Origin of the sequence: Streptomyces sp. NPDC050997 (genome assembly GCF_040660135.1) — a bacterium.
Lineage (GTDB): Bacteria > Actinomycetota > Actinomycetes > Streptomycetales > Streptomycetaceae > Streptomyces.
In genome coordinates this window covers 141,757-158,342 of sequence record NZ_JBFAGK010000018.1, presented here as the reverse complement: position 1 = coordinate 158,342, position 16,586 = coordinate 141,757, and the positions used below count along the sequence as shown (strand labels likewise).

At 71.3% G+C, this 16,586-nt stretch carries 13 protein-coding genes and 2 pseudogenes; 7 read left to right on the top strand and 8 right to left on the bottom strand.

From position 1 onward, the window contains the following. Positions 1-33: 33 nt before the first annotated feature. The gene (locus AB0H86_RS32740) at positions 34-1,497 is read right to left on the bottom strand and encodes a HAMP domain-containing sensor histidine kinase (RefSeq protein ID WP_362447136.1); all 1,464 of its coding nucleotides are present in this window, start codon (positions 1,495-1,497) and stop codon (positions 34-36) included. Between the two features lie 68 nt (positions 1,498-1,565). Further along, the gene (locus AB0H86_RS32735; protein WP_362447024.1) at positions 1,566-2,315 is read right to left on the bottom strand and encodes a response regulator transcription factor; all 750 of its coding nucleotides are present in this window, start codon (positions 2,313-2,315) and stop codon (positions 1,566-1,568) included. Positions 2,316-2,544: 229 nt separating this feature from the next. On the opposite strand from AB0H86_RS32735, the gene AB0H86_RS32730 reads away from it, so the two are divergent. Continuing rightward, entirely contained in the window at positions 2,545-3,897 is a 1,353-nt protein-coding gene (locus AB0H86_RS32730; protein ID WP_362447021.1) for a ferredoxin reductase family protein, read from the top strand. Between the two features lie 7 nt (positions 3,898-3,904). Then, entirely contained in the window at positions 3,905-4,378 is a 474-nt protein-coding gene (locus AB0H86_RS32725; RefSeq protein ID WP_362447018.1) for an FMN-binding protein, read from the top strand. Positions 4,379-4,425: 47 nt separating this feature from the next. Here AB0H86_RS32725 and AB0H86_RS32720 read toward each other — a convergent pair whose 3' ends face one another. The 5 genes from AB0H86_RS32720 to AB0H86_RS32700 form a co-directional block, all read right to left on the bottom strand. Then, positions 4,426-6,144 carry a GAF domain-containing protein gene (locus tag AB0H86_RS32720; RefSeq protein ID WP_362447015.1) on the bottom strand — a complete coding sequence of 573 codons (1,719 nt, stop codon included), beginning with the start codon at positions 6,142-6,144 and terminating at the stop codon, positions 4,426-4,428. A gap of 144 nt (positions 6,145-6,288) precedes the next feature. Further along, complete coding sequence (locus tag AB0H86_RS32715; protein ID WP_362447012.1) at positions 6,289-6,729, bottom strand: pyridoxamine 5'-phosphate oxidase family protein; 441 nt, start codon at positions 6,727-6,729, stop codon at positions 6,289-6,291. A 55-nt stretch (positions 6,730-6,784) separates the two neighbouring features. Then, on the bottom strand, positions 6,785-7,855 hold the full coding sequence (locus AB0H86_RS32710; RefSeq protein WP_362447009.1) for a zinc-dependent alcohol dehydrogenase family protein: 1,071 nt from the start codon (positions 7,853-7,855) through the stop codon (positions 6,785-6,787). Positions 7,856-8,018: 163 nt separating this feature from the next. Further along, on the bottom strand, positions 8,019-8,537 hold the full coding sequence (locus AB0H86_RS32705; RefSeq protein WP_362447006.1) for a flavodoxin domain-containing protein: 519 nt from the start codon (positions 8,535-8,537) through the stop codon (positions 8,019-8,021). Between the two features lie 155 nt (positions 8,538-8,692). Next, positions 8,693-11,074, bottom strand: coding sequence for a phosphoketolase family protein (locus tag AB0H86_RS32700; protein WP_362447004.1), 2,382 nt, complete (start codon positions 11,072-11,074; stop codon positions 8,693-8,695). A gap of 64 nt (positions 11,075-11,138) precedes the next feature. Between AB0H86_RS32700 and ppk2 the strand changes: the two genes are divergently transcribed. Beyond that, complete coding sequence (ppk2, locus tag AB0H86_RS32695) at positions 11,139-11,942, top strand: polyphosphate kinase 2 (RefSeq protein WP_362447001.1); 804 nt, start codon at positions 11,139-11,141, stop codon at positions 11,940-11,942. A gap of 34 nt (positions 11,943-11,976) precedes the next feature. Here ppk2 and AB0H86_RS32690 read toward each other — a convergent pair. Further along, positions 11,977-12,246 (bottom strand): annotated as a pseudogene (locus tag AB0H86_RS32690) (universal stress protein); the annotation flags it as partial. 313 nt (positions 12,247-12,559) lie between these two features. Between AB0H86_RS32690 and sulP the strand changes: the two are divergent. The 4 genes and pseudogenes from sulP (at position 12,560) to AB0H86_RS32670 (ending at position 16,578) form a co-directional block, all read left to right on the top strand. Beyond that, a complete protein-coding gene (sulP, locus tag AB0H86_RS32685; RefSeq protein WP_362447133.1) occupies positions 12,560-14,272 on the top strand; it encodes a sulfate permease in 1,713 nt (570 codons plus the stop codon). A 184-nt stretch (positions 14,273-14,456) separates the two neighbouring features. After that, positions 14,457-14,922, top strand: a pseudogene (locus AB0H86_RS32680) (cyclic nucleotide-binding domain-containing protein). Between the two features lie 33 nt (positions 14,923-14,955). Beyond that, a complete protein-coding gene (locus AB0H86_RS32675) occupies positions 14,956-15,669 on the top strand; it encodes a CBS domain-containing protein (protein WP_362446998.1) in 714 nt (237 codons plus the stop codon). A gap of 207 nt (positions 15,670-15,876) precedes the next feature. After that, positions 15,877-16,578 (top strand): response regulator transcription factor, encoded by a 702-nt coding sequence (locus AB0H86_RS32670; protein WP_362446996.1) that lies wholly within the window; start codon positions 15,877-15,879, stop codon positions 16,576-16,578. Positions 16,579-16,586 lie beyond the last annotated feature (8 nt).

Here is a 16,586-nt window from a genome sequence, read left to right as displayed (position 1 = left end):
CGCAGCGCGGGTGGCGAGCACAACGGCTTCCGATCACCCGATGCCGGTGGGGAGCCGTACGGCGAAGGTGGTCGATCCCGGGCGGCTTGTGAGGGTGACGCTTCCGCTGTGGGCCTCCGCCACCGCCGCCACGATCGACAGCCCGAGGCCGGTTCCGGTGCCGGTGCCCGCGTCCTCGGTGCGGCGGCGGTCCGCGCGTGTGAAGCGTTCGAAGACCTTGGGTTGCACGTCCGGGGCGACGCCCGGCCCGTCGTCGTGGACCTTCAGCACCGCCGTGCCGTCCTCGGTCTCCAGCGAGATGGTCACCGTGCTGCCGACGGGTGTGTGCAGACGGGCGTTGGCCAGCAGGTTGGCCAGCACCTGATGGAGCCGGTGGGCGTCGCCCGGCACCGTCACCGGTTCCTCGGACAGCTCCAGCGTCCAGCGGTGTCCGGGGCCCACGGCCTGCGCGTCCGTCACCGCGTCCAGGACCAGGCGGGTCAGGTCGACGGGAAGCCGCTCCAGAGGGCGGCCCGCGTCGAGGCGGGCGAGGAGCAGCAGATCGTCGACCATCTCGCCCATGCGGGCCGCTTCGGCCTCGATGCGTTCCAGAGCGCGCACCACCTTCCGCGGCACCGGCCCCGGGTGCAGCAGCGCCAGTTCCGCGTGCCCGCGCACCGATGCCACGGGCGTGCGCAGCTCGTGGCTGGCGTCGGCGGCGAAACTGCGCAGTCGTTCCTCGCTCGCGTGCCGTTTGGTCAGCGCGTCCTCGACGTGGCCGAGCATCGCGTTGAAGGCACCGGCGACGCGTCCCACCTCGCTGCACGGGTCGCTCTCCGGCGCGCGCGGTGGAAGCGCCACCTCGCCGCTGGAGAGCGGGAGTTCACTGACCCGGGTGGCGGTCGCGGCCACTCTGCTGAGCGGTCGCAGCGACCAGCGCACCCACAGTGCTCCCGCGACGCCGGCGACGGCGAGCGCCGCGCCGAAGACCACCGCGGCGACCAGTTCCAGCCGGTGGACGGTGGCCTCCACGGACTCCATGGGCAGCCCGGTGATCAGGACGTCGCCGTCCCTGCCCTCGGTCGCCATCATGCGGTACTCGCCCAGCGACGAGAGGTGGGTCGTGTGCCCCTCGCCGTCGGCCGGCAGGTCGGCGAGCCTTCCGCTGTCCCGCGCGCCGAGCGAGACGGTCACCGTGCCGGTACCGCTGCCGGACGCCACCACCGCGGCGTTGGTGACCGTGTCGCCGACCAGCCGGGCACCGAAGGTTCCGACGGTCTGACGGCGGGTGTCACCGTCGCCGTCCTCGTCGCCGTCGTGGTCCGAGGGCAGACTCCCGCCGTGCTCCAGACTCGCCGGGAACCGTACGCCCGTCTCGCGCAGCTGCTGGTCGAGGCGGCCGGTGAGAAAGCCGTTCAGCTCCACCACCGCCGCCACCCCGACGGCCGCGCAACTGACCGCGAGCAGCACGACGAGGCCGGCGGTGAGCCGCGCCCTCAGCGTGTGCGGCCACCGCAGCCGGGCCGGCCACCGCCCCGCCCCGCGCCGGAGCGGATCGCGCGCGAGACGCCGTGGCGCCCCCGCCCTCACCGGGCCACCGGCTTGAGCACGTAACCCGCGCCCCGCACCGTGTGGATCATGGGCGGGCGGCCCGCGTCCACCTTCTTGCGCAGGTAGGAGATGTACAGCTCGACGACATGGGCCTGCCCGCCGAAGTCGTAGGACCATACGCGGTCGAGGATCTGCGCCTTGCTGAGCACGCGTCGCGGGTTGCGCATGAGCAGGCGCAGCAGTTCGAACTCCGTCGGGGACAGCTCGATCAGGTCGCCACCGCGGATGACCTCGCGGGCCTCCTCGTCCATGACGAGGTCGCCGACGGTCAGCCGTGGCCCGTCCTCCGTCTGTCGTGCCATGCCGGCCCGGCGCAACAGTCCGCGCAGCCGGGCCACGACCTCCTCCAGGCTGAACGGTTTCGTCACGTAGTCGTCGCCGCCCGCCGTGATGCCCGCGATGCGGTCCTCGACGGCGTCCCGTGCGGTCAGGAAGAGCACGCACACGTCGGGGCGCACGGTATGCAGCGAGCGCAGCACGGCGAAGCCGTCGGTGTCCGGGAGCATGACGTCGAGAACGACGGCGTCGGGCAGCAGCTCGCGTGCCTCGGCGACGGCCGAGACGCCGTCGCCGGCCGTGCGTACCTCCCAGCCCTCGTAGCGCAGGGCGCCGGAGAGGACCTCCGCGAGGTCGGGGTCGTCGTCGACGACGAGGACCCTCAGTGGGGCGCCGTCGGTCCGGGTCAGCGTGGGGCGGCCGGGGCCGCGATGGCGGGGAGTGTTCATCTCACGTACCAGGATGCGGCCTCGCCGGGTGGCGGGGCCGCTCCCCCGACCTCTGAGTTCGCTATGAGTCCGCCGTGCCGATGTCCGCTCCGGTCGTCTCGGAGACCCTTCCCACCTGCGGCGGAGCCGCGCCGCCCACCGCGCGCTGAGAGCGGGCTCAGAGGTTGCGTCGGCACAGTGTCGTCCCGGACGGCCAAAGGGACGTACGGACAGTCGAAGGGACATACGGATGACGACGGCGTACGCGCAACGAAGGGTCGCCCCCGCGCCTCCCGCGCCACGGCGCTCCCCCGCCGGCCCCGTGCTCGCCGTCCTGTGGAGCGGGGCCGCCGCCGTGGTCGCCCTGTGGTGGCACGACACGGGGTCGGTCGTCGGCGCCGCGGGCTGGCTGACGGGCGCCGGGCGGATAGCAGGGCTGCTGTGCGGATACGCCTGCGCCGTCCTCGTCGGTCTGATGGCCCGCGTCCCGCTGCTGGAGCGGCGGATCGGGGCGGACCGGGTGACGCGCTGGCACGCGATGGCGGGCCGCTACACGATCTGTCTGCTGGTGGCACACGTCGGGCTGATCCTGCTCGGGTACGCCGCCCAGGACGGCTCCTCGCTCCTGGACGAGACGCTCACCGTGGTCCTGGACTACCCGGAGATGCTCAAGGCCACCGCCGGCACCGTCATCCTGCTCGCGGTCGGGGTCGTCTCGGCCCGCGCGGTGCGCCGTCGGGTCAGCCACGAGTTCTGGTTCTACGTGCATCTGCTCACCTACGCCGCGGTCTTCCTCGCCTTCGGCCACCAGCTCGCCCTGGGGTCCGACTTCACCGGCAGCGGGCCGGCCCAGGCCGCCTGGTACGCGCTGTACCTGGGCGTCGCGGCCCTGGTGGGGTGGTTCCGGATCCTCGCTCCGGTACGGCTCAACCTGCGTCACCGGCTGCGGGTCGAATCCGTGCACAGGGAGGCGCCGGGCGTGTACTCCGTCGTCGTACGGGGGCGACGGCTGGACGAGATGGGGGCGCGGCCGGGGCAGTTCCTGCGCTGGCGGTTCCTCACCGAGGGCATGCGCTGGACCTCCACGCCGTACTCCCTGTCGGCGCCGCCGCGCCCGGACCTGCTGCGCATCACGGTCAAGGCGCTCGGCGACCACAGTGCCGCCGTCGCCCTGCTGCGGCCGGGCACCCGTGTGTGGGCGGAGGGCCCCTATGGGGCGCTGACCACGGACCGGCAGACCGCGCACAAGTCCCTGCTGATCGCGGGCGGTGTCGGCATCACCCCGCTGCGGGCCCTGTTCGAGACGCTGCCCGGCGACGTCACCCTCCTCTACCGCGCCCGCACGGCCGAGGACCTCGCCCTGGGCGGCGAGCTGGAGGCGGTCGCACGGTGGCGAGGGGCGAAGGTGCTCTACGCGCTCAACGGTCCGCAGGGCCGGCGCCCGGACCTCACGGCCCACTCCCTGCGCGCGATGGTGCCCGACCTGGACGCCCACGACGTGTACCTGTGCGGCCCGCACGGTTTCGCGCGGGACCTGTACGAGGCGCTGCGCGGCGCCGGGGTCCCGGACCGCCGCATCCACCACGAGTCCTTCGAGCTGTGAGGCCGTCTTGCACACGTTGAAGAAGAACCGTCCGCTGCGCCGCATCGTGCTGGCGAGCGCCGCGACCGTCTCCGGGATGGTGCTGCTGCTGTCGCTGAAGCCGCACACGATGCCGTCCGTCGCCGGTTTGGCGTCCTCTTCCGCGCCGTCCGGCAGTTCGAGCACATCGAGTGGGGCAACCGGATCGAGCGGCTCGGCCACGGGCACCCGGACCCTCACCGGAGACTCGGTCCAGACCCGCTACGGACCCGTCCAGGTCCGCGTCACGCTGAAGAGCGGGAAACTCACCGACGTCACCGCGGTGACCTACCCGCAGGAGAACCCGAGGGATCAGGAGATCAACGCGTACGCCATCCCGCAGTTGACCAGAGAGGCGCTCACCGCCCAGAGCGCCGACATCGACATGGTCTCCGGAGCCACGTACACCAGCGAGGGCTACCGCGAGTCACTCCAGTCGGCACTGGACGCGGCGAACGGCTGACGCCTGCCGGGGCACGGCCCTACGGCCCTCGGCGCGCCGCCCGCCCTCTAGGGCTTCCGCGACGGCGCCCGCCACACGAGCGTGGTGCCGCCGCCCTCGGGTTCGCCGAGCTCCAGTCGGCCCCCCAGCTGCTCGGCGCGCTCCGCGATGTTGCGCAGCCCGCTGCGGCGGCCGCCGGCCGGGATGCCCACGCCGTTGTCGGTGACCGACAGCCGTACCTCCCGTCCGTCCGTGGCCAGGACCACCTCGGTCCGGCCGGCCCGGGCGTGCCGGGCGACATTGGTCAGTGCCTCGGAGAGCACCGCCACCACGTGGTCGGCGATCTCCTTCGGCACATCGGTCTCCAGCAGGCCCTCCATCCGCACGCTGGGGGCGAAGCCCAGGACCTGCGCCGCCTCCCCGACCACCCGTACGGCGCGGGTGCGCAGCCCGGCCTCCCCGGCGCGCTCGCGGGTGCGCAGACCGAAGATCGTCGACCTGATGATCTTGATGGTCTCGTCCAGGTCGTCCACGGCGCGTGTCACGCGTTCGGAGGCCTCCGCGTGCTCGATGAAGCGGCCCGCGCTCTGCAGGGTCATACCGGTGGCGAACAGCCGCTGGATCGCCAGGTCGTGCAGGTCGCGGGCGATCCGGTCGCGGTCCTTGAGCACCGCGACCCCCTCGGCGTCCTGGCGGCGTTCCGCCAGCTCCATCGCGATGGCGGCCTGCGCGGCGAAGGCCTGCAAGGTCTCGGTCTCCGTCGCGGAGAACGGCTGCCGGCCGGCTTCCCGCGCCAGCAGGACCACGCCTCGGACACCCGCCTCTCCGGTGCCGATGGGCACCGCCACCGCGGGGCCGAGTCCCCCGAAGCGCGGCGGATCCAGGCAGATCCGGTCGTCGTGGCCGACGTCCCCGCTGGTGACCGGTGCGGCGCCGGAGAAGGCCAGCCCCATGAGGCTCCTGTCCAGGGGCAGTACGAGCCCTCGGTGCGCCTCGGCGTCTGTCCCGACGGCGATCTCCACGGCGAGTGCCCCGGTGTCCTCCATGGGCAGCGCGACCGCCGCCAGGGCCGACCCGGTGATCTCACCGGCCCGTTCGGCGATCAGACCGAGCACCTCGGTGCGCGCACGGCCGGACATCAGGCTGTGGGTGATCTCCGCGTTGACCCGCAGCCAGCGCTCACGCAGCCGGGACTCCTCGTACAGGCCGGCGTTGTCGATCGCGACGCCGGCCGCTACGGCCAGGGTCGCCAGCACCGACTCGTCCTCCTCGTCGAACTGCAGCCCGCCCCGCTTCTCGGTCAGGTACAGGTTGCCGAAGACCTGGTCGCGCACGCGGATGGGGACGCCGAGGAACGTGTTCATCGGCGGATGGTGGGGCGGAAGGCCGTACGAGGAGGGGTGTTCGGAGATTTTCACCAGCCTCAAGGGCTCGGGGTGTCTGATCAGTTCTCCGAGGATGCCGTGCCCCTCCGGGAAGGGGCCGATCCGGTCGATCTGCTCCTGGCTGACTCCGATGGTGTGGAAGGCCGACAGCCGCTTGCCGTCCGGTCCGATCACCCCCAGGGCCGCGTACTCCGCGTCCACCAGGGTGGCCGCGGCCTCCACGATGCTGTACAGCGCCTGCTCGAGGTTCAGATCCCGGCCGACCGAGAGCACCGCCTCCAGGAGGCTGTGCACCCGGTCGCGGGTGCCACGGGCCGCGTCCAGCCGCGCCTGCAGCTCCTCCAGCAGTTCGTCCAGCCGCAGCTGAGGCAGCCGTACGCGGGCTTCCTCGGGGCTTTGCACCTGCCCTCCTCCAGGTCCCGTGAGCGCACGGACCCGCACCGGTCCGGTCAAAAGCCACGGTAATCGTCGGCGGCCGGGGGTGACAGCGGGGCGGGGCGGGCCGGGCCCCCGGGGTTTCCCGCCGGGGACGGAGCACGTCGGGGTTCACGAGGGGAGGCGCACGCCGTGCGGGGTGTGTCCGCCGAGGAGTTCGCGCCCGGTGACCAGCTCCGGGTCGATGCGCACGAAGACCTCCCGTGGCGCCGCTACCCAGGAACGCGGCCCGGTCCGCAGCAGCCGCGCGTGCTCGGCGGGGTCGGTCACCAAGTTGGCCGCTCCGGTGACCAGGACGCTCCAGCCGGAGTGGGTGGCGGCGTCGACCTCGTCGGCCTCGAAGGCGACCACAGCTCCGTCGATCGCGCTGACCAGTTCCGAGGAGGCCGAGGTACGCACCAGTACCGCGCCGTCGCTGTCCAGGCAGAAGGTGACCGGCAGTACGGCGGGCAAGGCCTGCCGGGTGTACACGATGCGCCCCATGGGCACCTGGACCAGTCGACGCCCGCACTCCTGCCGGTCGAGTTCCCGGAATCCGTCGTTGGCGTACATCTGCCTTCTCGTCTCTCACCTGGCAAAGCGGTCCTGACTGGTCCACGTCCTCTCGTCAGGCCGCCCGGACGACGACCTCCTCGTGCGACGGCTCGCCGAGCACCACCTTGAGGGCGCCGGTGTCGGCGGCCCGGGCGAAGACCTCGTACGCCTCTTCCATGTGCTCCAACGGGAAGGTGTGGGTGACCAGCTGCGCGGTGGGCAGCCGGCCGGCCGCGGCCATGCGCAGCAGGGTGGGCGTCGAGTGGGTGTCCACCAGACCGGTGGTGATGGTCACGTTCTTGATCCACAGGTCTTCCAGGTGCAGTGTGGCGGGCTTGCCGTGGACGCCGATGTTGGCCAGGTGGCCGCCGGGACGCACCATGCGTGTGCACAGCTCGAAGCTCTCCGGCAGGCCGACCGCCTCGATGACCACGTCCGCGCCGAGACCGTCGGTGAGATCGGCGATCAGCTGCTCGGGTGTCTCGCGGGCGTCGGCCACGGCGTCGGCGCCGAGCCGCTTGGCGGCCTCCAGTCGGGACGTGTCCAGATCGACGGCGACGATCCTCTCGGGCGCGAACAGACCCGCCGTGGCGATCGCCGCGAGGCCGATGGGCCCGGCTCCGACGATGGTGACGGTGTCTCCCGGCCGTACCCGCCCGTTGAGGACGCCCACCTCGTACGAGGTGGGGAAGATGTCGGCCAGCAGTACGGCGTCCTTGCTGTCGACCGCGCCGGGCAGCGCGTGCACGGACAGGTCGGCGTAGGGGACGCGGACGTACTCGGCCTGGGTGCCGTCGATCAGGTGGCCGAGGATCCAGCCTCCGCCGTCCCGGCACTGGCCGTAGCTGCCCTCGCGGCAGTAGCGGCAGCGGCCGCAGGCGCTGATGCAGGAGACCAGCACCCGGTCGCCCGGACGGACGGTCCGGACGTCGCTGCCGACCTCCACGATCTCGCCGACGGCCTCGTGGCCCAGGACGGTGCCCGGCCGTACCTCGGGCACATCGCCCTTGAGGATGTGCAGGTCCGTCCCGCAGATGGTGACGGTGTCGACCCGCACGATGGCGTCGGTGGGCTCCTTGACGGCGGGGTCCGGGACCTCCTCCCAGGCGGACTGCCCGGGGCCGTGGAAGACGAAGCCTTTCATGACGCTCCTCACCATCCCTTGCTCGAGTGCCGGAAACCCCCCAGATCCAGCTTGTCCGGTAACCGTCGGCTCGGCTTGGGCCGTCCGGCCCTTGCGCGGACCCTGTCGGCCCGAGGCCCCGCCCCGCTCGAACCAGGCGTCGGGGCCGGCCGGCAGGTACCGATCACCCCCTCTCCGCTCCCTTCTGCGCGTGGGTCAGGGCATCCGCGACGCTCTGAGCCCATGCCTCGATCACGCCGAAGTCCCGGAAGTCGCCGCCCCTTCCGGAGCGGAGAATCATCCCGGCCACGCGTCCCTTGGCACCTTCCTCAAGGCACCCTCCGAAAGTGACGTGCTCCCGGACGTCGAGGCGGGTCATCTCCCGCTGCACGCCGCGCACGGGCGGGATGTCCCGCTCGGAGGCCGAGGCGTCGAGCGGGCCGCTGCTGAAGAACCACACGGGGCGCTTCGCGAGTTCGCCGCGGTGACGGCGGACGAACCGCCGCGCGTGCTTGTGCCAGCGTCCCGCGTAGAGCCCGCCGCCGACCACGACGGCGTCGTACGCCGTCACGCTCGTCACGGACTGGGCCGGCAGCAACTCGGCGGTCAGCCCGTCCTTGCGCAGGACATCGGCGACGGCTTCGGCGATCCGCGCCGTGGATCCGTTGGTCGTTCCGTAGGTGACCAACACGGTGTCGGTCATGGTGGTCCGCCTCCTTATCTCTTCTCCGTGGCTCGCGACATTTCGATCGTCCGACGGGCCGGGACGCGGTTCCAGGGGCTGTACGGGGGGCGGACCGGGGGCCGCTCGGCCCTGTGCGCCGCTGATGGTCCCTCGCGGTGAGGGGGGGCGGGTGGTCAGGCGTTCCAGGTCCAGTCGACGACCTCGGGCAGGTCCATGCCGTGCTCGCGGATCCAGGCCTGGTGGCGGGTGCGGACGTCGGCCATCTGCTGGCGTACGGCGGCGGCGGGCACGGCGAGGCCGGGGACGCGGTCGATGACGTCCATGACCAGGCGGTAGCGGTCGAGGTCGTTGCGGACCACCATGTCGAACGGCGTGGTCGTGGTGCCGGACTCCTTGTAGCCGAGCACGTGCAGGTTCTTGTGGCCGGTGCGGCGGTAGGCCAGGCGGTGGATGAGCCACGGATAGCCGTGGTAGGCGAAGATCACCGGCTTGTCGGTGGTGAACAGGCCGTCGTACTCGAAGTCGCTCATCCCGTGCGGGTGTTCCTCGCGCGGCAGCAGCCGGGTCATGTCGACCACGTTGACCACGCGGACGGCGAGCTGGGGCAGGTGGCGGCGCAACAGCTGTGCGGCGGCCAGCACTTCCTGGGTGGGCACGTCTCCGGCGCAGGCCAGTACGATGTCCGGCTCGCCGCCGTTCTCCGTGCCGGCCCACTCCCAGATGCCGGCGCCGCGTGCGCAGTGGGCGCGGGCCTGGTCCATGGACAGCCAGTCGAAGCAGGGTTGCTTGCCCGCCACGATCACGTTGACGTAGTCCCGGCTGCGCAGCGCGTGGTCCGCCACCGACAGCAGCGTGTTGGCGTCCGGCGGCAGGTAGACCCGTACGACCTCGGGGCTCTTGTTGAGGACGTGGTCGACGAAGCCGGGGTCCTGGTGGGAGAACCCGTTGTGGTCCTGGCGCCACACATGGGAGGTCAGCAGGTAGTTGAGGGAGGCGATGGGCGCGCGCCACGGCAACTCCCGTGCGGTCTTGAGCCACTTGATGTGCTGGTTGACCATGGAGTCGACGATGTGCACGAACGCCTCGTAGCAGGAGAACAGTCCGTGACGGCCCGTCAGCAGATACCCCTCCAGCCAGCCCTGGCAGGTGTGTTCCGAGAGGATCTCCATCACCCGGCCGTAATGCTCGAGGTGTTCGTCGACCGGAAGGTACTGGGCCTGCCAGGCCTTTCCGCTGACGTCGAAGACGGCCTGGAGCCGGTTGGACGCGGTCTCGTCAGGACCGACGAGGCGGAAGTCCCGGCGCCCGCCGGTGTCCTTCATCACCTGGGCGAGGAGGTCACCGAGGACACGGGTGGGCTCGTGCAGGGTGGTTCCGGGCTTGTCGACGGGTACGGCGAAGTCGTCGAGGGACCGGACGGGAAGGTCGCGCACGAGCAGGCCCCCGTTGGCGTGCGGGGTGGCACCGAGCCGCCTGGCGCCGTCGGGGACGCAGGCGAGCACGTCGGCGACGGGGCGGCCGTCCGCGCCGAAGAGCTCCCGGGGCCGGTACGAGCGCAGCCAGGTCTCCAGCTGGTGCAGATGTCCTCGGTTCTCGCGGACCTCCGCGAGCGGGACCTGGTGGGCGCGCCAGGTGCCCTCGACGGGCACGCCGTCGACGTCGGCGGGGCCCGTCCAGCCCTTCGGGGTGCGCATCACGACCACGGGCCAGTGCACGCGCTCGGCGAGGCCGGCCTCGCGGGCGGTCTGTCGCATCGCGGCGATGCGGTCCAGCGCGTCGTCGAACGCCCGGGCCATGGCCTGGTGCACCTGGATCGGGTCGTCGCCGCTCACATGGATCGGCTCGTGTCCGTAGCCCCGCAGCAGGGCGTCGAGTTCGGCCTCCGGGAGCCGGGAGAGCACCGTCGGATTGGCGATCTTGTAGCCGTTGAGGTGCAGGATCGGCAGCACCGCGCCGTCGTGCACCGGGTCGAGGAACTTGTTGGAGTGCCAGGACGCGGCCAGCGGCCCGGTCTCCGCCTCTCCGTCACCGATCACACAGGCGACCAGCAGATCCGGGTTGTCGAAGGCGGCCCCATAGGCGTGCGCCAGCGAGTAGCCGAGTTCACCGCCCTCGTGGATCGAGCCCGGCGTCTGTGGGGCGACATGGCTCGGCACACCGCCGGGGAAGGAGAACTGCCGGAACAGGCGGGCCATGCCGTCCCCGTCCCTCGGCACGTCCGGGTAGGTCTCGCTGTACGTCCCCTCCAGCCACGCGTTGGCGAGCACGGACGGCCCTCCGTGCCCAGGCCCCCAGACACACAGCGCGTCGAGTCCGCGCGCCTTGATCACCCGGTTGAGGTGGGTGTACACAAGGTTGAGGCCGGGCGAGGTGCCCCAGTGGCCCAGCAGCCGGGGTTTGATGTGCTCGGCCCTGAGTGGCTCGGTGAGCAGCGGGTTGGCCATCAGGTAGATCTGTCCGGCGGCCAGGTAGTTCGCGGCTCGCCAGTGGGCGTCCAGGGTGCGCAGTTCCTCGTCGGAAAGTAGCGTGGCGTCCTGGTGTTCGACCGTGGGCATGAGTGACTCCGGATGTCATCGGCGTAGGTCATCGGGCATGTAGGTGATCGGGCATGGAGGCGGCATGGCCGGCAAGAAGGCGGCGAAACTGCCGCGCAAGGCGTACGAGCGGGAACTGCTCCGCCTGCAGACGGAGCTGGTGAAGCTGCAGGAGTGGGTGCGGGCGGAGGGTGCCCGGCTGGTCGTCGTCTTCGAGGGAAGGGACGCGGCGGGCAAGGGCGGCACCATCAAACGGGTCTCCGAACACCTCAACCCGCGTGTGGCACGGATCGCGGCGCTGCCGAAGCCGACCGAGCGCGAGCGCACCCAGTGGTACTTCCAGCGCTACATCGAGCACCTGCCGGCCGCCGGGGAGGTCGTGCTGTTCGACCGGTCCTGGTACAACCGGGCCGGGGTCGAGCACGTGATGGGCTTCTGCACCAGGGAGGAGTACCAGCTCTTCCTCCGCCAGTGCCCGATCTTCGAGCGCATGCTGGTCGAGGACGGGATCCAGCTGCGCAAGTACTGGTTCTCGGTGAGCGACACCGAGCAGCAGGAGCGTTTCCGGCGCCGTCTGGAGGACCCGCTGCGGCGCTGGAAGCTGTCCCCGATGGACCTGGAGTCGATCACCCGCTGGGAGGCCTACTCGCGGGCCAAGGACGAGATGCTGGTGCACACCGACATCAGCGAGGCGCCGTGGTACGTGGTCGAGAGCGACGACAAGCGCCGGGCCCGGCTGAACATGATCGCCCATCTGCTGGGCTCCCTGCCGTATCTCGATGCTCCCCCACCCGTGCTTCCGCTGCCGAAGCGTCCGGAGTCGACCGGCTATGTGCGCCCGTCCCGCGATCTGCAGACCTACGTCCCCGATCACGCGGCGAGCCTCTGAACAGCTGTCTTCATGGATCTCGTCTCCTCGGGGACGGGTGGCGCAGGCTGATGCCCTCGGCGGCCTCGCCGGGGATCCTCCCCCAGCCTTCGGCCGCGGGTACGCCCATCTCGCTTCGCCCGGTCCAGTGCTGATGGGTCTCGCCGCCCAGGAGCGGGGCCTGAGCCATGAGCTCCGGTACCGGCTCCCAGATGTGGACGACCTTCAGCGGCAGGTGGCGCAGCTTCGCTTCGCGGGCCGCCCATTCCGCGGCGGCCCGGCTCTCGGGCGATCCGTCGAGGCCTGCCGTGATGGCGCGGAGCATGATCCACCTCCCGCGGCGAGGAACCCGATTCCAGCGTCGTGTCCGGGGGGCGCCTTGTGCAGGGGCCACTGGTCCCGAATGAGGGCCGACCGACCCGCCGCACGGCTCGGCACGGCGGACCCTGTGGTGAGCGGACGCAGGGACGCGAAGGCATACCCGATGCCGAACGTCTACGGCTGTTGGGCTGAACGGCCGTGTCTTCAGAGGCCGTTGGGTTCGGTGCGGCACTGAGGACACGCGAGGCCCGCCGTCATGGGTCTCGCGCCCGGACGGGCACCGGTGGATCATGAGATCAGACGACGGAGGGCGGCAGATGTCCCAGGGCGCGGACAGACATGTCTCGGGATGGCGCCGACTGGTGCCCGGGCTCTTCGCGCTGCTGGGCTACCGGCGCTCATGGCTCACAGGTGACCTGCTCGCCGGTGTGACCGTGGCCGCCTACCTCGTACCGCAGGTCATGGCCTACGCGGGCGTGGCCGGACTGCCTCCGGTGGCCGGTCTGTGGGCGATCCTCCCGGCGCTCGGGCTGTACGCCCTCTTCGGTTCCTCGCGTCTGCTGTCGGTCGGCCCGGAGTCCACGACCGCCCTCATGACCGCCACCGTCGTCGCACCGCTCGCCGCCGGGAACTCCGGGCGCTACGCGTCACTGGCGGCGGCCCTCGCGGTCACGGTCGGACTGCTGTGCCTGGCGGCCCGGGCGGTGCGGCTGGGTTTTCTCGCGGACCTGCTCTCCCGCCCCGTCCTGATCGGATATCTCGCGGGCGTGGCGCTCATCATGATGGTGGACCAGCTGCCCAAACTCACCGGGGTGCGGACGACCGGCGCGGACTTCTTCCCCCAACTGTGGTCCTTCATCACTCATTTGACGGACGCTCACCTCGCCACCGTCCTCTTCTCCGCCGCCGCGCTCGTGTTCCTCTTCGTGATGGCCCGTTACGTCCGTGCCGTGCCCGGCCCGCTGGTGGCCGTCGTTCTCGGCACCGCCGCCGTCGTGGCCTTCGATCTCGACGGCCGGTACGGGCTGAAGGTGATCGGCGATGTCCCCTCCGGTCTGCCGAGCCTCGCCGTTCCGGACCTGGGGGAACTGCCGCGCCTGGTGCTGCCCGCGCTCGGTGTGCTCCTGGTCGCCTACACCGACTTCATCCTCACCGCGCGGGCCTTCCGCAGCCGCGACGACGACGGCCCCGGTCTCGACGCGAACCAGGAGTTCCTCGCCCTGGGTACGGCCAACCTCGGCGCCGGCGCGCTGCACGGCTTCCCGGTGAGCAGCAGCGCCAGCCGCACCGCCCTCGCCTCGTCGGCGGGCGCCCGCAGTCAGGCGTACTCCCTGGTGGCCGGAGCGGTGGTGCTCGCCGTGCTGCTCTTCCTCAGCCCGCTGCTGGCGCGCACGCCCTCCGCGGTACTCGGCGCGCTCGTCGTCTACGCCGCGGTCCGCATGATCGACCTCGCGGGCTTCGGGCGGTTGGCGTCCTTCCGCCGCCGGGAGCTGTTCCTGGCCCTCGGCTGCCTCGCCGGGGTGCTCGCGCTGGACATCCTGTACGGCGTGATCGTGGCCGTCGGCCTGTCGGTGGCCGAGCTGCTGACCCGGGTGGCTCGCCCGCACGACGCCGTCGAGGGCCTGGTGCCCGGAGTGGCCGGCATGCACGACGTCGACGACTACCCACAGGCCCGCACGATCCCCGGTCTGCTGGTCTACCGCTATGACTCTCCGCTGTTCTTCGCCAACGCGGAGGACTTCAGGCGCCGCGCCCTGGCATCCGTCGATGAACAAGGCGACCCGGTCCGCTGGTTCGTCCTCAACACCGAGTCCAATGTGGAGGTGGACATCACCGCCCTCGACGCCGTCGACGAACTGCGCCGCGAACTGACCCACCGCGGCATCGTGTTCGCCCTCGCCCGCGTGAAGCAGGACCTGCTGGACGACCTGGAGGCGTACGGCCTGACGGACTCGGTCGGCAAGGACCGGATCTTCCCGACGCTCCCGACGGCCGTGGCCGCCTACCGCACATGGCTCGGCCGTCAGTAGGCCGACACACCCTGCCCTCTGAAGCGTTCGCGGACGCCGTCGCGAGCGACCGGTTCGTAGCCGACCGCCCAAGCTCTTCGGTACCGAACGGCCCGGTCGATAGACCGGGTGGCCCATGGCCTGCCGAGAGAACCCGGCACACGCTGGCGTTGGAAGTTCGCACACCCCTCCGCGGAGGCAGGCCATGAACGACTCTCCCACCCCCAGCATGCTGCGCTCGTTGTCGGCAGCACACCGTCAGCAGCTCCTGAGCGTCGCCCGGGAGGTGTCCATCCCGCAGGGGACACGCCTGTTCGAAGAGGGGTCACGCGCCGACCGTTTCTGGATCATCCGCACCGGCAGGATCGAGCTCGACATGCGTGTGCCGGGCCGTCGGGCGGCCGTCATCGAGGATCTCGGGCACAACGAGCTGGTCGGCTGGTCCTGGCTCTTCGTACCGCACGTCTGGCATCTGGGCGCCCGGGGCGACCACACCGATACGGGCCTACGAGTTCGACGCCGCGGCCGTCCGGTCGATGTGCCGGAACGACCCGGCCCTGGCCGGCGAGGTCAGCCAGTGGGTGGGCCAGATACTCGCCCACCGTCTGCGCTCGGCCCGGACGCGCCTGCTGGACCTGTACGCCCCGTACGGCGCCGGCAGCACCATCTGATCCAAGCCTTCGAACACCGACGAAGGAGTGGCCATGCACGGCACCCCGCACCTCGTCAGCGACGTGATGACCCACACCGTCGCCGCGGTCGGCCGCGGAGCAACCTTCAAGGAGATCGTGCGGCTGATGCAGGACCGGAACGTCAGCGCCCTGCCGGTCATCGAGGGTGCGGGCCGTGTCGTCGGCGTCGTCTCCGAGGCGGACCTGCTGCCCAAGGAGGAGTTCCGCGACAGTGACCCCGCCCGCTCGGTGCAACTGCGCCGCCTGTCCGATCTGGCGAAGGCCGGCGCGATGACCGCTGAGGAACTCATGACCTCCCCCGTCCTCACGGTCCGCCCGGACGCCACCCTCGCCCGAGCCGCCCGCATCATGGCCCGGGCGAAGGTCAAACGACTCCCCGTCGTCGACGCCGCGGGCCTGCTCGAAGGCGTCGTCAGCCGTGGCGACCTGCTGAAGGTCTTCCTCCGCACCGACGACGAGATCGCCGAAGAGGTGCGGCGCGAGGTCGTTTCCTACCTGTTCCCCGCGCCGGACTCGAGCGTCCGCGTGGACGTGCTGGACGGCGTCGTCAAGCTCGTCAAGCTCGTCGGGCACATCCGGGACACCTCGCTGGTGCCGGTGGCGGCACGGCTGGCCCGAGCCGTCGAGGGCGTCGTGGACGTGGACTTCGACCTCACCCACCACGGCGAGCCGACCCAGCCGAACGACGCGCCCGCGGGCGGCACCAAGAGCGTCAGCCCTTCATGAACCTGCCGGGATCTGCCGGGCTTGCCCACGAGGTGCCGCCCGCCTGTGATCATCGACCTTGCGGGGGCCAGATCATCGGCCTCGCGAGGGCCGCTTCATCCGGGCTAGTGGGGCCGGTCGGCCCTGGTGCGTTCGGTCAGGGCGAGTGATGATCGGCACCAGGGACAGCCCGCGACCTGTCCTCCTCCGGGGAACGAGGGGTCCGCCATGCCCGAGCCACGTACTTTCTCCGAGCAGAACCCGATCCGTGTGTTTCTGCTGGACGACCACGAGGTCGTCCGCCGCGGCCTGGCCGACCTGCTCGACGGTGAGCCGGACATCTCGGTGGTCGGCGATGCCGGCACCGTCGACCACGCGCTCGCGCGAGGCCCGGCGCTGCGCCCCGACGTCGCCGTCCTGGACGTGCGGCTGCCGGACGGCGACGGCATCTCGGTCTGCCGGGAGCTGCGCGACCAGATGCCCGAGCTCGCCTGTCTGATGCTGACCTCGTTCGACGACGAGGAGGCCCTGCTCGACGCGATCATGGCCGGCGCCTCCGGCTACGTCCTCAAGCAGATCAAGGGGTCCGACCTGGTCTCGGCCATTCGCACGGTGGCCGCGGGCCAGTCGATGCTGGATCCCGCGACCACGGCCCGTCTGATGCGCTCACTGCGAGCCGACCCCGCGGACAGCCCGGCCGTGCCGGCCGAGCTGGCATGCCTGTCACCGCGCGAGAGGGACATCCTGGCTCTGATCGGCGACGGCCTGACCAACCGCGAGATCGGCAGGAAGCTCTACCTGTCGGAGAAGACCATCAAGAACCACATCTCCCGGCTGCTGGCCAAGCTGGGCGTGCAACGCCGGGTTCAGGCCGCGGTCCTGGCCTCGCATCTGGAGCAACCGGACACGGATGAACACCGCACACCGTGACGAGGACG

Coding starts and splice junctions, on each gene's coding strand:
- AB0H86_RS32735 (WP_362447024.1), bottom strand. CDS start 2,315: ATGAACACTCCCCGCCATCGCGGCCCCGGCCGCCCCACGCTGACCCGG.
- AB0H86_RS32730 (WP_362447021.1), top strand. CDS start 2,545: ATGACGACGGCGTACGCGCAACGAAGGGTCGCCCCCGCGCCTCCCGCG.
- AB0H86_RS32715 (WP_362447012.1), bottom strand. CDS start 6,729: ATGTACGCCAACGACGGATTCCGGGAACTCGACCGGCAGGAGTGCGGG.
- AB0H86_RS32710 (WP_362447009.1), bottom strand. CDS start 7,855: ATGAAAGGCTTCGTCTTCCACGGCCCCGGGCAGTCCGCCTGGGAGGAG.
- AB0H86_RS32705 (WP_362447006.1), bottom strand. CDS start 8,537: ATGACCGACACCGTGTTGGTCACCTACGGAACGACCAACGGATCCACG.
- AB0H86_RS32700 (WP_362447004.1), bottom strand. CDS start 11,074: ATGCCCACGGTCGAACACCAGGACGCCACGCTACTTTCCGACGAGGAA.
- ppk2 (WP_362447001.1), top strand. CDS start 11,139: ATGGCCGGCAAGAAGGCGGCGAAACTGCCGCGCAAGGCGTACGAGCGG.
- sulP (WP_362447133.1), top strand. CDS start 12,560: ATGTCCCAGGGCGCGGACAGACATGTCTCGGGATGGCGCCGACTGGTG.
- AB0H86_RS32675 (WP_362446998.1), top strand. CDS start 14,956: ATGCACGGCACCCCGCACCTCGTCAGCGACGTGATGACCCACACCGTC.
- AB0H86_RS32670 (WP_362446996.1), top strand. CDS start 15,877: ATGCCCGAGCCACGTACTTTCTCCGAGCAGAACCCGATCCGTGTGTTT.